Here is a 14,262-nt window from a genome sequence, read left to right as displayed (position 1 = left end):
CCGTCAGCGGCGCGCGGACCTAAGTCACTTTCCCGACAGGGCCACTGCTGGAGACACTCCGAACAAAGGCGCAACGCCACGTTTCGGAGGACCTCAATGCCCGCGGCCCAAGCCATCTATGACCCGGATCTGGACGATCTTGCCCAACGCTTTGCACGCTTGGCTGTCTCGGACCCTGATGCCGCCTTGCAGACCTGGCACCAGGAAACTCGCGGGTTATCGACAGAGATCGGGCGAACTGCCGGACGCCTTGCCGATCAGGCATTGAACTGGCAAGGGCGCGCCCGTTTGAGCCAACAGCGCCAAGGTGCGGCTTTGCTCATGATCTGGCATGCCGATCAGTATCGGCGGCCCGTGATGCCCAAGCTCCCTCTGCTGTCCAAGCGGTTGACCTTCCAATACTGCGCGTCGCTCGTGCGACAGCGCGGCAATGACAGCGCCATTTCTGCAATGGCACGTGGACAGATGGTTCTGGTGGGCCTGCGTCGAGAGACTTGCACGCTCGTGAATCGGGGCCTCGGTGCATACGACGATTACATCGCCGTGCTGAATGGCCCCTCTGGCCAAGGCGCGGTCCGCACGTTCCCCGCGGCCACAGAACCCAGCGCGCAGTATGCGCATCGCGCCTCGCCGCTCAGCACAGGCAAGCGACTCGATCCCGCCTACGATCAGGTCCGCTTCCGCAAGATTGAAGGCGACGACGTCAACGGAGACGGCATTCGTGATGCCGGACGATTGAAGGCCGGGACCTACTTCTACAACGAGCGCCCGGGCGGGTACATGAAGGATCGTGCCTTCCAGACTTCAAAGAATCAGACAGCGGAACGCGACACCAACGGGGACGGATTCTTTACCTCGGCTGATACGAATCGTATCGACACGAAGTTCGTCGGCACCTCCATGCTGATCCACAAGGGCGGTAATCTCGCCAACGGAAATACCGGCTCCGCAGGCTGCCAAACGATCCCCAGCGACTGCTACGCGAGCTTCCTGGCCGCCGTTGGCCGCAACCCGCGATTCCACTATGTCCTCATCGATGGTTATTGACCTCTGCCGCCTTGCTCCGGTTGCGCTTGCGCTGAACTTGGGATGTGTTCTTCCCGCCGCGCACGCTGAAGCTGGCCGCGACGAAGCCTGCACCTTCGGCGCCTTCGTCGAGGAGCATGACCCCGCAGGTCTCAACGTGCGGTCAGCGCCGGATCCCAAGGCCGCAGTGATCGGCAAGCTGCCACCCATCTGGATCAGCAAGCAGGACAACCTGCAGGAACGAGTTGAGGTCGAGGTTTTCGAGGCGCGCAACGGCTGGTTCCGTATCCGGCGCGCGGAAGACTTCACCCGGCTGAGCGGGCGACCTTCGCGTCCGACCTTTGATGGCGAAGGCTGGGTCAGCGGCACTCGGCTCAGCGTGAAGACGCAGGCACTTCGCGGACGCGCCTCGCCCTCCTCCACCTCAGCCTCCGTATTCAAGAGCGCCGATGGAGATCCCCTCGACAGCGACGCGCTGATGGAAGCGAGCCGTCCTATCGATTGCAAGGGCGATTGGGTTCAGCTCGAGTTCAATGAACGCCGCCTTCCCAAGGATGTGCACTCGACCCTGCAAATCGCTCCGCAAGCTCGCAAGGGCGCACCACCCGGGCGCTTCCGCGTATGGGTCAACCAGATCTGCGGGATTCAGGAGACCACGTGCGACGGTCGCGGTCTCGAGGAAAGCACACGCTGAGCTCAAACGCCTCAGTCCGCCCACCTCACCAGATCCTCATACGTCGCGCACGCGCCGCCGCACAGGATCACGAGCACGTTGCCCGCGGACTTCAGCATCGGTGTCGATCGCTGCAGCACCGCGGCGACCGCCGCGCCACAGGCGGGCTCGACGATCAGCCGGTGCTCCTTCGCGACCGCGAGGCACGCCCGCGCCGCTTCCTGATCGGTCACCGTGACCGGCACCACCTCGTGTTCCTTCGTCCAGGCGAAGGCGCGCTCGCTCACCCGGCGCGCGCCCAGCGAGGTCGCGATGCTGCGGATCGCGTCCAGCGTCACCAGCTCGCCGGCTTCGACCGACGCCCGCAGCGAATCCGCGCCGACCGTCTCCACCGCCACCAACGGCACGTCCTGCCAGCGCGCCGCGTGCATGCCCTGCAGCACGCCGCTCATCAGCCCGCCGCCGCCCACGGCCAGCACCACCGCGTCCGGCTTGGGCATCTGCCGCGCGGCCTCCTCGATCATCGTCGCGTGGCCCTCCCACAGCAGCGGATCGTCGAAGGGATGGATGAACGCATCGCCCGGCTCGCGCATCGCCATCAGGAAGTCGTTCGCTTCCATCCAGCTCTTGCCGTGCACGATCACCTCCGCGCCCTGGCGCCGGATCAGCGTCTTGGGCCATTCGCCGGTGGTCTCCGGCACCACGACCACCACCGGCAGTCGCAGCATCCGGCCCGCGTAGGCGACCGCCATCCCGGCGTTGCCGCCCGAGGACGACAGCAGCCGCTTCGCGCCGCGCGACGCGTGGACCTCGCAGGCATGCCCCACGCCGCGCAGCTTGAATGAGCCGCTCGGCTGCAGGGCCTCGAGCTTCAACCACACCAGTTGTTCGGGCGAGCTGAACGCGTCGGAGTCGAGGGTCGGTGTCTGGATATGGATCGTCATGGCCGGGGATCCTAGGCCATCCCGACCCGGGTCCCCGCCGCTCGGCGCCACGCGATGCCGCTCGCCGCACCGCCATCCGGGGCAACCGATCGGGTGCCCGCGATCAGGTGCGGGTGATGGAGCCGCCGCCATCGACCAGCGAGGCCGTGCCCGTCACGAAGGACGAATCGTCCGACGCGAGGTACAGCACCGACTTGGCCAGCTCATCCGGCGTGGCCACGCGCTTGAGCGCATGCAGGTTGGTCACGAAGCTCTGTGACTCCGGCGTGTCGTTCATGTCGCGATACATGTCGGTGTCGACCGCGCCCGGCAGGATTGCGTTCACGCGCACGCCCTGCGGGCCGTACTCCGCCGCCAGCGCCTGCGTCAGACCGATCAGGCCGGCCTTGCTCGCCGCGTAGGCCGCCACGCCGGGGAAGCCGAAGCTGTAGCCGACGAAGGTCGAGGTGAAGATCACCGAGCCGCCGCCGTTCTTCGTCATCTGCGCGATCTGGTGCTTCGCGCCCAGGAAGGACCCGGTCAGGTTGATCGCGATCGTGTCGTTCCAGCCGGCTTCGGAAACGCCCGTGGTCGCGCCACCTTCGCCCAGCGTGCCGGCGTTGTTGAAGGCGATGTCCAGCCGCCCGAAGCGCTCGACCGCCAGGTCCACCAGCGCCTTCGCATAGGCCTCGGATTTCACGTCGCCCGCCAGCGCCACCGCCTGGCCGCCCGCGGCGTGGATCTCGGTGACGAGTTGATCGAGCTCGCCCGCGCGGCGCGCGCCGACGACGACCTTCGCGCCCTCGGCGGCGAAACGCAGCGCGGTCGCGCGGCCGATGCCGGAACTCGCGCCGGTGATCAGGGCAACCTTGTTTTCAAGACGTTGGCTCATGGAAGAACTCCTGGATTCGTGGAGCGCCGGTCCGACCGGCGCGGGGTTGAATGAAGCGATGGGAGGAAGTGTGGGAGCCGCCCATCGTTTCCAGAAGCCGTCGGCTGGAGAAACTACCGTTCTGAAGTTCCGGACAATCCCCCAGAATGGCGGCTTCGTCACCCGTGGGGTGGCCTGCTTCGGAGGGGAGCGCGTGGTCAAACTGGATGGGATCTCCAGCTTCGTGGCGATTGCCGAAGCAGGCTCGATCAGCGCCGCGGCGCGACGGCTGCATCTGTCGAAGTCGGTCGTCAGCGAGCGCCTGGCCGACCTGGAGCAGGGCCTCGGCGCGCCGCTCTTCCACCGGACGACGCGCAAGCTCAGCCTCACCGAGGACGGCCTGGCGTTCCTGGACCGGGCGCTGCGCATCGTGCGCGAGGTCGAGGAAGCGGCCGCCGAGGTCGGCGAGCGCCGCGGTCAGCTCACCGGCCCGATGCGGCTCTCCGCGCCGGTCACCTTCGGCCGCATGCACCTGGGTCCGGCGCTGTATCCCTTCCTGGGCGCGCATCCCGGCATCTCGATGACGCTGGAGCTGGACGACCGCCGCGTGGAGGTCTCGGCCGAAGGCTTCGATGCCGTGGTGCGCAACGGCACGATCGCCGATTCGCGGCTCGTGGCCTGGGTGCTGGCGCCTAGCCGCCGATTCCTGGTCGCCTCGCCGGACTACCTGCGCCGCCATGGCACGCCGCGCTCGCTGGCGGAGCTGTCCGATCACCGCGCCATCCATTACGCCAACCGCGGCATCGCCGACTGGCGCTTCCTGGACACGCGTCCCGACGAGTTCGTCCGCCCGCATGCGGTGCTGCGGGTCAACAACGGCGACTTGATGCGTGGAGCGGCGCTCGCGGGCCTGGGGTTGGCGCTGCTGCCGACCTTCATCGTCGGCGAGCAGATCCGCAGCGGCGAGCTGGTCATCGTCGACGTCGGACGTGAGGTCGAACAGGAGTTCATCTACATGGCCCATCCCGACGGCCGACGCGTGTCGACCAAGCTGCGCGCGCTGGCCGATGCGCTGAAGGCAGCGTTCGGCGATCCGCCGTACTGGGACGTCGGCGTGCCTCCGGCGCCGGGCGCTACGATCGCGCGCACATGAACCCCGCGACACCTGCCGCCATGGACGCCCACGACCGCGCACTCTTCGATCGCTCCTGGCATCGCGCCTGGACGGCGCTGGTGGCGAACGACGGGACCCACGCGCAGCGCGACGGCGAGGCGCTGCGCGATGCCTTGCTCACGAGCTACGGCGAGCCGCAGCGGAAGTACCACACGCGTCAGCACCTGGCCGAATGCCTGGCGCTGCTGGAGGAGGTCGCGACGCTGGCGACGCATCCCGCGGAGGTCGAGATGGCGCTGTGGTTCCACGACGCGATCTACGACGTGAAGGGCTCCGGCAACGAGGACCGCAGCGCCGATTGGGCGCACACCGCGCTACGCGAGGCCGGCGTCGATGCCGACGTCGCCGAGCGCGTCCGCCAGTTGGTGCTGGTCACCAAGCATGACGGCGTGCCCCAGAGCCCCGACGAGCAGGTGCTGGTGGACATCGACCTCGCAATCCTCGGCGCGGAGCGTCCGCGTTTCGACGAGTACGAGCGGCAGATCCGCGATGAATACGGCTTCGTGCCGGGTTTCCTGTTCCGCCGCAAGCGCAAGCAGATCCTGCGGACCTTCCTCGATCGGCCGGTGCTCTACAGCACGCCGACGCTGCGCGAGCGGCTCGAAGCGCGCGCCCGCGAGAATCTGCGCCGCGCGATCGGCTGAGGGCGCCGGGGCCGTAGCCTGATCCGGCCTGGCTCGGCCTCAGCAAGCTCCGCAAGCTGAGCCACTCACCGATTCAACGCGCGGCTTGAGCGACCGCCTGCGGCACGTTGCGGAAGCTGATGGCGAGCCGGTTGTAGGTGTTCATCAGCCCGATTGCGATGGTCAGGTCGACGACTTCCTTCTCGCTGAACACGGCGCTGACGGCGTCGTAATCGGCCGCGGGCACGCCGGTGGTCGCCACGCGGGTCACCGACTCGGCCCAGGCCAGCGCCGCGCGCTCGCGGGCATCGAACAGCGCGCCGCCTTCGTCCCAGGCCTGCACCAGCGCGAGCTTCTCGATGGGCATGCCCTTCTTGAGCAGGTCGCGGGTGTGCATGTCGAGGCAGTAGGCGCAATTGTTGATTTGCGAGACGCGCAGGAAGACCAGCTCCACGAGCGCGGCGGGCAGGCCGCTCTGGGCCACGTAGCCGTAGACGCCGCCCAGCGCCTTGACGCCGGCGGGAGCCACTTGGGTGTAATCGAGACGTTGGGTCATGGGGAACTCCTGGATTGGAAAGTGGTTGAAGGGAGGGTTGATGGGGTGGATTCTTCGCCCGGTCTGGTGCATCGAGAAGTCCCAACAAGCGCGAGAATCGCTGTACCACTCGATGCGCTTCCGATGAGTTCCAACCTGGATGCTCCTTTTCATCTGTCGCTCGACAAGGGCTCGGCGACGCCGCTGACGGACCAGATCCATCGCGGGATTGCCGTGGCGATCGAGCAGGACGTGCTGCGCCCCGGCACACGGCTGCCGTCGTGGATCGACCTCTCCGCGCAGCTCGGCGTGGCGCGCGGCACCGTGCGGGTGGCCTACGAGAAGCTCGCGGCGGATCAGCTGATCGAGGCCTCGCGCGCCGCCGGGACGCGCGTCGCGGAGCGGCCCGCGAGCGCGCGCCGCAGCGAGGCGCGGCTCGATCCCGGTCCGTTCGTGACGATGTATCGCGAGCTCACCGCCGGCCCGGGCCTGTTCCAGCCCGGCATTCCGTCGCGAGAGAGCCTGCCGTCCAAGCTGATGACGCGCCTGCGGGTGAGGGCGCTGACGGCGGAAACGACCGGAGCGGCGCTGTATCCCGATCCTCGCGGCGAGCTGGAGCTTAGACGTGAGATCGCGTCCTACCTGGCCGTGGCGCGCGGGCTGGTGTGCTCGCCGGACCAGGTGCTGATCACCGGCGGCTACGCGGCGGGTCTGGGCATCGCGCTGCGTGCCTTGAGGCTGGAAGGCCGGCGCGCGTGGATGGAGGAACCCGGCTTCTTCTTCACTCGGCATGCGTTGCCGCTGGGCGGCCTGACCACGGTGCCGGTGCGGGTGGACGAAGAGGGCCTCGATGTCGACGAGGGATGGCGCGAGGCGCCCGATGCGGTGTTGGCGGTGGTGACGGCCGGACAGCAGGCGCCGCTGGGCGTGACGATGTCGCTGCAACGCCGCTTGCGCCTGCTGGACTGGGCGCGGAGCACGGGCGGATGGATCGTCGAGGACGACTACCTGAGCGAGTTGCAGCTTCAGGGGCGGGCCGCGCCGGCGCTCGCGTCGCTGGACTCGGACGGACGCGTGATCCACATCGGCTCGTTCAGCAAGACGATCGATCCGCGCCTGAGGCTGGGCTTCGTCGTGGTGCCAGCGCCGCAAGTCGCGCGGTTCGGCGAGGTGGCGGCGTGTCTCGCGCCGCCGCCCGGGCCCGCGACGCAAGCGGCGATCGCGGCCTTGCTGCGCGAGGGTCATTACCTGCGCCACCTGCGCCGGACCAAGCGGCTGTACCTGGCGCAACGGGACGCGTTGCTGCGAGCGCTGCAGGCGCGCGGCCTGCACACGCATCCGGCGGCGCTGGCCGTGCTGGTGCGCACGCCTGACGGGGTTTCGGACCTGGCGCTTGCCCGCGCGTTGTTTGCCTTCGGCATCGCGCCCGCGCCGCTGTCGGTCTGGTACGCGCGGCCCGAACTCGCGCAGTCGGGGCTGATGCTCAGCGTGGCGACCGCGCCGCTCTCGCAGATCGAGCGGGGATGTGAGCGGGTAGCGGAGCTGGTGGAGCGGGCCGCCGTTGAGATATCGTGCCCAGCCTCGTGATTCCCGAAACGGGCTGCGATAGATGCTGCTGGACATATCCCACCTTCGCGCGCGGCGGATCCGTCCTGACGCGATGCCACGCCTCCGATGGCGCCGCCTTGGCTTCATAGCGGCGATTTCCACGATCTTGGCCGGCTGCGTTTCCATGAGCACGGAGACCTCGGTTTCCGTCTGGTCCCACGAGGACCGGACCTTTATCAGCGTTGAGGTTCCCACGAATGAGGTCAGCTTCAACTGGCACGGCGGTGGCTGGACGAATGGATTGGATCGGTACAAGGTGATCCTGCCGCGGAAAGCGGATGCCGTGGATGGCGGCCGCATCGTCTTGAATCGCGGCATCGGTGCGACGGATCAGGTGGTCTCGGTCAGCCCCGACAGTCGCGTTGAGGTCGATGGGGACGGGAATTGCCGCGTTCATATCCGGCTTTATGACCACGCCGGCAAGCCCTATGCGTTGAACGGCACCTATTTCCTTCCTCGTTCCTGTGGCCGCTGACGCTTGACCGCGCGGGGGGATCGGCTCGCCTGTGCCGCACCTGCGCGGCGAGCATCAGTGACCAAGGCACGGCCCTTGCCGCTCCGCTGCTTCGTCCTGCAACGAAGCCCCCACGGAGCCGCCATGCCCACATCCCATCCGTCCCGAACTGATATCCCCTTGGGCATCGCCTCCGGCCTGGCCGGCGGCCTGATCGGCGCCGCGGCAATGACCGCCTTCCAGGACCTGCTCGAACGCGTCGGGATCACCTCCGGCGTGCGCGGCTGGCCATCGACCGAGCGCGCCGCGGATCGTCTGGCCAAGCTCTCCGGCCGCCGCCTGCCCGCCAGTCAACGCCCTGTCGCAGGCGAGGCCGTGCACTACGCCGTCGGCTCACTGGTGGGGGGCGTGTACGGCGCCGCCGCGGAACTCGACCCCCGCGTGACCTGCGGGCACGGCACGGCCTTCGGCATCGCTGCGGCCACCGTTGTCGACGAGGGCCTCGTGCCCGCGATGCGTTTCGGCGAGCCGATCACGCGAGCGCCGCTCCAGTCGCATCCGTACTCGTATGCCTCGCACCTGATCTACGGCGCGTTCACCGAATGCGCCCGCAATCTGTTCCGCAGATTCTTCGGGCGTGCCCGCGCCGGAGCCGCCGTGGTGCGCGAGGCGAGGACGCTTGGCGTGCCCGTCGTCGCGCGCAAGCCGGCCGATTCGCGCCGGACCCTCGCGATGGCCTTCCTGATGGGCGCCACCGCGGGTCCGCGCACCAGCGCGCCGCTGTTCGCCACGGCCTGGGCGGCCAAGCTTGGCTGGATCGACGTGAAGGACTCGCCGCTGGCGATGCTCGGATCGACCTCCGCCGTCGCGTTGGCCACGCCCATGGCCATCGGCGAGCTCATCGTCGACAAGCTCCCCTCGACGCCCGATCGCACCGATCCTCCCGGGCTGGCCGCGCGCGCCGTGACCGGCGCGATCTCCGGCGCGGCGCTCGCGGGAGGGCGCTCCTGGCCAGCGGCGCTGTCAGGCGCGATGGGCGCGATCGTCGCGACCTACGCCTGCCACCGGCTGCGTGAGGGCATGGCCGACGCGCTGGGCCACGACTTCCCGGTCGCCGCCGCGGAAGACCTCATCGCCTTCGGCGGCGCCGCGATGGTGTGCCTGGCTTCGCTGGGCTTGAACGCCGCCACCGACGCGCGTGAGGACCACGACTATCACGATGCGCTCGAGGTGCTGGGCTGGCCGCATAGCTGAGCCGCCTGGGCGCGCCCCTGCCGCGTCCCCGATTCCCGTCGCGCCGCCGCCCCATCCGCCGCCTTGGGGATGCCGCTCGTGACGGGCATGCGCTATGTTCCGGCCGCCTTCACACCGCCTGAACGAAAGCGCCCATGACCGGATTCCTCAGCGACCTGCCCATCTCCGACGCCATCAAGTGCTTCGTCGACGCCAAGCTCAAGGGCAACGACGACACCCAGGCCATCAGCGCGGCGCGCGGCCTGCTCCAGGGCGCCGTCAAGCAGGCGCTGGACAGCGACAAGCTCAAGCAGTGGAAGCCGCTCGCGCTGCCACTGTCCGATCTGCTCGAGGACGGCACCGGCACCGTCGTGCCGCTCGGCGGACCGCTGCAAGGCAAAAGCCTCCAAACCGGCGCCTGGACCTGGGCCTTCGGCGCCCAGGCCGAGCTCACGCTCACCGCCGATGTGCTGGACGCCGCGCAGATGGGCACGCTCGGGCTGCCCGTCAGAAGCGGCTTCCTCACCGTGCGCTACGCCGCCAAGGGCACGCTCGGTGCCACCCTCGACGGCACCGCGTCCGCCGGCGCCTGGGGCTTGTCGGCGGGCGCGTCGGCCTCCGGCAACGCGGCCATCGAGTGGTACATCGCGGCGAGACAAAGCGAGCGGCTCGGCCTGGCGCTCGTGGCCGCGGTCCCCTTCATGGCGCCCCCGATGGACCTTCAAGCCCAGCTCGCCCGCGCGGGCGACTTCGACTACTGGGGCTGCTCCGTGGACCTGGACGGACAGTTGCAGGCCTCGCTCGGCGCCAAGGCCTCGTTCACCGGCTCGGGCTGGACCTGGGGCTTCGACGGCGACAAGGCCAAGCTGGGCTTCTCGCTGGGCGCGAGCGCCAACGCCAAGCTCGCCATCGGCGGCAAGTTCCGGCTGCGCAGCCTGATCAAGTCCATCGGCTCGGTCGACGGACAGGAACGCTACGGCCTGGAGGTCGCGCTGGAGCGGCTGTCCACCAGCTCGCGCTCGCTGGCACTGGAGCTGTCCGCCGGTCTCGACGCGACCGCGCTCGCGGCCTCCGCCGACGCCTGGCTGCGGCGCAAGCTGCCCGATCCGGCGAAGTACAGCGACGAGCTCGCGATCCTCACGCACCCGGGCACGGCGCTCGCGGAGGCGCTGGAGAAAGAGCTCGGCAAGGCGTTGACGGGCAACGCGTTCAAGCCGCTGTTGCTCGTCGCCGCCGGCTTCGGCGATCCGGAAGAAGCGGCTCAGACCCTTGCCTCCGCCTTGAGCGCCCGCCTGATCGACTTGCTCGATCGGGCCTCCGCCGCGATCGCCACGGGCGGCGCGAGCGCGCAGTCCCTGACGCAGGCCTGGATAGGCGCCGCGTTCGGGCCGCTGCCGCCCACCGTGATGCAGGCCTTGCAGAACTTCGTCCAGAAGCAGATCGACGCGCTCGGCGAGAAGGCGGCCACCGCGATCGGCGCGCTGGCCGCCAAGATCAACGCGGCCGCGGGCGACGCGGCGAGCGCGGTGCTCGCGCCGCTGGGCGCGCTCGGCGAGAAGATCCAGGCGCAGCTGGCCGCCGTGACCGGCAAGCTCAACAACGCCAAGATCGTGGGCGCCATCACGAAGGCGTTGGACGATTACGCCCAGCTGCGCGAGAGCGTGCTGGAGGCGCTCGGCGACGCCCAGCGCGCGAAGGTGACGCTGGCGCTTGCGGGCTCGGTGCAGAACACCAGCAGCAATCAGACTTTCCTGCGCGTGACCTTCGCGCCCACGGCGGACTCGGACGCAGGACGCCGCCTGTTCGACGCGATGTGGACCGGCCGACTGGACACGCTCGTCCCGCTGATCGCCGCCGCGCGCGCTGCCGGCGCCGTGGTGGGCGAGCCCGAGGGATGGCTGCTGCTCGCCGATCGGCGGCTGCGCACGGAGTCGGTGAAGATCAACCTCTTCGGCCTGAACATCGGTGACGTGCGCACGCGCGACAGCTCGGTGTCGCTGCGCGGCAACCTCACCGGCGACGTGATCGCCGACGGCAGCGCGACCGCCCAGCAGGAGGCCGACAGCTACTGGATCTCTCGCCACGCCCAGCTGGTGATGTCCGCGACGAAGGACGATGCCGGCGGGCTCGTCGATTTCGCGCTCAACGGCGCGTTCTCCGCGCGCGGCAAGACCTTGGACAAGGACCAGTTCGAGCGCATGTGGCAGGCGCTGCAGACGGTCACCGGCGGCAAGGGCGGCCGGAGCCTGGCCGAGGTCGTGCCGCTGCCCGACGATGGCTCGCTCGATCTCAAGGGACTGCTGAAGTCGGCCGCGATCCTCCTGCCGCTGTCGTTCACCGGCGCGGAGTTCCGCGGCTTCCTGAGCGCGCCGCTGCAGGACCTGCGGCGAGACCTGGTGACCTTCGGGTTGCGCGGCATGGAATCGGAGTACGCGCGCTGGTGGCCCAAGCAGACGCCGCGCCTCTTCACGCTGGAGAAAGCCCGGGACTGCCTGCCCGATTTCGCCGGCGACGACACGGCGCTGCTGCTCGCCTTCCTCGACCGTTTCCCTGAGCTGCCGGTCCAGTGGCGCAAGGACGCGGACATGGACGTTGGCGTCTATCCGCGGCTGGGGATGTCCGATGGCCTGCGGGTGAAGGGCTCGCCACTGCACCTGATGCTGGGCCGGCTGTTCGTGTTGTCCTATCTGCTGCGCGGTCTGGAGGCGCTGACCTCGCAATGCCGCGCGCTGGAGGACCTGCTACGGCCGGTTCGGCTGGAAACGATGGAGTCGGTGCGCGGACCCGCCGGCAAGCGCATGTCGGAGATCGCATCGACGCTCGCGCGCTACGCGACGTCGGGCGAGGCGCTGGTGGGGAACGAGGAACTTGTGTCGTGGCCCTTCGTCGCGCTGGCCGCGACGATCGCCTCGGCCGCCGGACGCCCGCTACCGGGCTTCGTCGCCTGTGTCGTGCTGCCGCCCTCGCAGACCGGTGGCGAGGATCGCCTGTTCCCGTTGATCGCGGGGTGACTGGCATTGGACGAGCCCTTCAGGCTCGCCCACCGATCAGGCCATCACGGCGATCAGGCCCACGCACAAGGTCATCGCGCCCAGGTAGATCCCCCACGCGCGCCGCTGGGTGGATCGTTCGCCGTCGCGATGGCGCTCCTGCTCCCCGCGCGCGAGCATCGCGCCCGTCGCCGACAGGCCGATCGCGACCACCGCGGCGGCCAGCAGATTGCGCCCTTCACCGAGATCATCGGCGGCATCGAGCCACACGGCCGTCGCGGCCGCCGTCACCAGGAACAGGCTGATCGCGCGCCCCACATCGAGCGCCTCCAGGCGCGACGCGAATCGCGGCTGGCGCAACCGCGCCTCATCTGGCGGCGCGAAGGGCGCGATGCCCGGCGGATTCCACCCCGGTGACTTGAACATCACCCGCACGCGATCGCGCCAGCGCGGCGTCGCCCGCGCGCGCTCGAGGAGCTCGCCGTAGAACTGGCCGATCGCGCGCAGCGGCGACCAGCTGTGCAAGGGCTTCACCGTGCCATAGACGCAGGGCTCGGTCTCCTCGACGAAGCTGCCGAACATCCGGTCCCAGATCACCAGCACCGCGCCGTAGTTCTTGTCGAGATAGCCCGGATTCACCGCGTGATGCACCCGGTGATTCGACGGCGTCGAGATCAGCCGGTCCAGCCAGCCCAGCTTGCCGATCAGCTCGGTGTGGATCCAGAACTGATACAGCAGCACGAACAGCCCCGCGCCCAGGTAGAGATCGACCGGCATCCCCAGCAGCGCCATCGGCAGGAAGAAGGGCGCGCCCATCACCGCGTAGAAGCTCTCCTGCCGCAGCGCCGTCGTCAGGTTGAATCGCTCGCTCTGGTGATGCACCGCGTGCGCCGCCCAGAAGATCGCGCTCTCGTGGCTCACGCGATGCAGCCAGTAATCGCAGAAGTCGTAGAAGACGATGGCCACTGCCCAAGCCCACCATCCGGTCCACAGGGACGTCGGCAGCAGCCCGAGATGCGGCTGCGCCCACGCGTAGATCCCCGTCTGGAACAGCGGCGTCACCGCCGCCACCGCCAGGCTCATCAGGCCCTGGCTGAGGCTGCTCAGCGAGTCCGCCAGGTCATGCGTGTCCCGGCCTCGCCAGCGGCCCCACAGCCATTCGAGCCCCATGAACAGGGCAAACAGCGGGACGGCGATCAGGAGGACACGATGCATGAGGGGAGGGCGCGAGCGCTCAGAACCGGTACCAGAGGCTGGCGCTGAAGGTCTGCTGCGACTTGGCGGTCGTCAGCGGCGAATGCGCGGCATCGCCCACGAGGCGTGCGTTGAGCCACTGGCCGCTGACCGACCAGCGCGAGGAGAACTTGTGCTCGCCGTTGAGCGCGATGCTCCAGTCCATCATCCCGGCGCGAGGCCGCCATTCGGGCAGGCCGCTGGCGCGCGCCTCGCGCGGGCCGACGCCGAAGCTGCTGCGCAAGTGCGCGCCGTTGGCCGCGGTCGCCGCGATCGTCACGCCGATCAGGTCGTCGCCGATCGGGATGCCCGAGGTCAGACCCAGTTCCAGCTGCTGACCGTCGTGATGTCGGCCGCTGCCCCAGGACGCGCCTGATTGCAGCAACAGCCAGGACGTCGCCTGCACGTTGGCGAAGGCCTCGGTGGTGACGCGCGAGCCGAGCCGGTCGATGCCTTGCGGCGTCACGCGCGAGGGGCGGCCGAACTGCGGCCACAGGCGCGCGCCCGCTTGCCAGGTCTTGGCGGTCTCCGCATCGGCTAGTAGGGGCACGAGGTTCCAGCCCACGCCCAGGTCCGTGGAGGCGAAGGCGCCGTTGGGCGCGAGGACCTCGATCGCCGGCAACAGGTCGTTGCTCTTGGCGCGGGAACCGGGCGCGGACGGCCAGCTGCGCGTGGAGACACCGCCCGACCAGCTCGTTTCAGCCGGCGGCGCGTCCATCAGCACGAGGCTGCCGGCGGCCCATGAGGGGGTGGCGCTCGCCAGCAGGCCTGCCATCAGACCTGCACAACGCAGGGGCAGGCGAGGGCGGACGTGGCGTCGGGACAGGGCAGTAATGGGCGTGCGGCAGGTCACGCGGAATTCTAGGAAGCCACGTCCGCGCGGACCTTGCTGCAGCCTGTCGCGTGGCCGTCGTCAGAC

Annotated in this window: 13 protein-coding genes; 8 read left to right on the top strand and 5 right to left on the bottom strand. The window is 69.2% G+C overall.

The genetic code is table 11. The features are described from left to right. Window positions 1-96: 96 nt before the first annotated feature. Together ACNI65_RS10280 and ACNI65_RS10275 are read left to right on the top strand one after the other, a co-directional pair. Window positions 97-1,047, top strand: coding sequence for a hypothetical protein (locus ACNI65_RS10280; protein WP_416762820.1), 951 nt, complete (start codon window positions 97-99; stop codon window positions 1,045-1,047). After that, entirely contained in the window at window positions 1,037-1,720 is a 684-nt protein-coding gene (locus ACNI65_RS10275; protein WP_416762818.1) for an SH3 domain-containing protein, read from the top strand. Before ACNI65_RS10280 ends, ACNI65_RS10275 begins: the two co-directional genes overlap by 11 nt. 11 nt (window positions 1,721-1,731) lie before the next feature. On the opposite strand, the gene ACNI65_RS10270 is transcribed toward ACNI65_RS10275, so the two are convergent. Both ACNI65_RS10270 and ACNI65_RS10265 read right to left on the bottom strand, forming a co-directional pair. Next, on the bottom strand, window positions 1,732-2,643 hold the full coding sequence (locus ACNI65_RS10270) for a pyridoxal-phosphate dependent enzyme (protein ID WP_416762816.1): 912 nt from the start codon (window positions 2,641-2,643) through the stop codon (window positions 1,732-1,734). Window positions 2,644-2,746: 103 nt separating this feature from the next. After that, entirely contained in the window at window positions 2,747-3,514 is a 768-nt protein-coding gene (locus tag ACNI65_RS10265; RefSeq protein WP_416762814.1) for an SDR family oxidoreductase, read from the bottom strand. Between the two features lie 193 nt (window positions 3,515-3,707). Here ACNI65_RS10265 and ACNI65_RS10260 point away from each other — a divergent pair, with 193 nt between their 5' ends. Continuing rightward, window positions 3,708-4,646: a LysR family transcriptional regulator gene (locus ACNI65_RS10260; protein WP_416762813.1), complete on the top strand. Its 939-nt coding sequence runs from the start codon at window positions 3,708-3,710 to the stop codon at window positions 4,644-4,646. Between the two features lie 20 nt (window positions 4,647-4,666). Continuing rightward, window positions 4,667-5,311, top strand: a complete 645-nt coding sequence (locus tag ACNI65_RS10255; RefSeq protein ID WP_416762811.1) for an N-methyl-D-aspartate receptor NMDAR2C subunit — start codon at window positions 4,667-4,669, stop codon at window positions 5,309-5,311. 73 nt (window positions 5,312-5,384) lie between these two features. Here the strand turns inward: ACNI65_RS10255 and ACNI65_RS10250 are convergent, their stop codons facing one another. Beyond that, entirely contained in the window at window positions 5,385-5,846 is a 462-nt protein-coding gene (locus ACNI65_RS10250) for a carboxymuconolactone decarboxylase family protein (protein WP_416762810.1), read from the bottom strand. A 123-nt stretch (window positions 5,847-5,969) separates the two neighbouring features. Here ACNI65_RS10250 and ACNI65_RS10245 point away from each other — a divergent pair, with 123 nt between their 5' ends. The 4 genes from ACNI65_RS10245 to ACNI65_RS10230 all read left to right on the top strand — a co-directional run bounded on the left by ACNI65_RS10245 (window position 5,970) and on the right by ACNI65_RS10230 (window position 12,131). Then, window positions 5,970-7,412, top strand: coding sequence for a PLP-dependent aminotransferase family protein (locus ACNI65_RS10245; RefSeq protein ID WP_416762809.1), 1,443 nt, complete (start codon window positions 5,970-5,972; stop codon window positions 7,410-7,412). Window positions 7,413-7,557: 145 nt separating this feature from the next. Next, on the top strand, window positions 7,558-7,908 hold the full coding sequence (locus tag ACNI65_RS10240) for a hypothetical protein (RefSeq protein ID WP_416762808.1): 351 nt from the start codon (window positions 7,558-7,560) through the stop codon (window positions 7,906-7,908). A 159-nt stretch (window positions 7,909-8,067) separates the two neighbouring features. Next, window positions 8,068-9,141, top strand: a complete 1,074-nt coding sequence (locus ACNI65_RS10235) for a DUF4126 family protein (protein WP_416762807.1) — start codon at window positions 8,068-8,070, stop codon at window positions 9,139-9,141. Window positions 9,142-9,275: 134 nt separating this feature from the next. Then, the gene (locus tag ACNI65_RS10230) at window positions 9,276-12,131 is read left to right on the top strand and encodes a hypothetical protein (RefSeq protein WP_416762806.1); all 2,856 of its coding nucleotides are present in this window, start codon (window positions 9,276-9,278) and stop codon (window positions 12,129-12,131) included. A 36-nt stretch (window positions 12,132-12,167) separates the two neighbouring features. Here the strand turns inward: ACNI65_RS10230 and ACNI65_RS10225 are convergent, their stop codons facing one another. Together ACNI65_RS10225 and ACNI65_RS10220 are read right to left on the bottom strand one after the other, a co-directional pair. Further along, on the bottom strand, window positions 12,168-13,325 hold the full coding sequence (locus ACNI65_RS10225; protein ID WP_416762805.1) for a sterol desaturase family protein: 1,158 nt from the start codon (window positions 13,323-13,325) through the stop codon (window positions 12,168-12,170). 19 nt (window positions 13,326-13,344) lie between these two features. Then, the gene (locus tag ACNI65_RS10220) at window positions 13,345-14,118 is read right to left on the bottom strand and encodes a MipA/OmpV family protein (protein ID WP_416762804.1); all 774 of its coding nucleotides are present in this window, start codon (window positions 14,116-14,118) and stop codon (window positions 13,345-13,347) included. Between the last annotated feature and the right edge of the window lie 144 nt (window positions 14,119-14,262).

This window comes from Roseateles sp. So40a (assembly GCF_048081605.1).
GTDB lineage: Bacteria > Pseudomonadota > Gammaproteobacteria > Burkholderiales > Burkholderiaceae_C > Roseateles.
Note: the sequence above shows the minus strand (reverse complement) of the source record. Positions and strands in the feature narration are given on the sequence as shown.

What these genes read in the sequence shown, in the direction of transcription:
- ACNI65_RS10280 (WP_416762820.1), top strand. Translation starts at nt 97, where the DNA reads ATGCCCGCGGCCCAAGCCATCTATGACCCGGATCTGGACGATCTTGCC.
- ACNI65_RS10275 (WP_416762818.1), top strand. Translation starts at nt 1,037, where the DNA reads ATGGTTATTGACCTCTGCCGCCTTGCTCCGGTTGCGCTTGCGCTGAAC.
- ACNI65_RS10270 (WP_416762816.1), bottom strand. Translation starts at nt 2,643, where the DNA reads ATGACGATCCATATCCAGACACCGACCCTCGACTCCGACGCGTTCAGC.
- ACNI65_RS10265 (WP_416762814.1), bottom strand. Translation starts at nt 3,514, where the DNA reads ATGAGCCAACGTCTTGAAAACAAGGTTGCCCTGATCACCGGCGCGAGT.
- ACNI65_RS10255 (WP_416762811.1), top strand. Translation starts at nt 4,667, where the DNA reads ATGGACGCCCACGACCGCGCACTCTTCGATCGCTCCTGGCATCGCGCC.
- ACNI65_RS10250 (WP_416762810.1), bottom strand. Translation starts at nt 5,846, where the DNA reads ATGACCCAACGTCTCGATTACACCCAAGTGGCTCCCGCCGGCGTCAAG.
- ACNI65_RS10245 (WP_416762809.1), top strand. Translation starts at nt 5,970, where the DNA reads ATGAGTTCCAACCTGGATGCTCCTTTTCATCTGTCGCTCGACAAGGGC.
- ACNI65_RS10240 (WP_416762808.1), top strand. Translation starts at nt 7,558, where the DNA reads ATGAGCACGGAGACCTCGGTTTCCGTCTGGTCCCACGAGGACCGGACC.
- ACNI65_RS10230 (WP_416762806.1), top strand. Translation starts at nt 9,276, where the DNA reads ATGACCGGATTCCTCAGCGACCTGCCCATCTCCGACGCCATCAAGTGC.
- ACNI65_RS10225 (WP_416762805.1), bottom strand. Translation starts at nt 13,325, where the DNA reads ATGCATCGTGTCCTCCTGATCGCCGTCCCGCTGTTTGCCCTGTTCATG.
- ACNI65_RS10220 (WP_416762804.1), bottom strand. Translation starts at nt 14,118, where the DNA reads ATGGCAGGCCTGCTGGCGAGCGCCACCCCCTCATGGGCCGCCGGCAGC.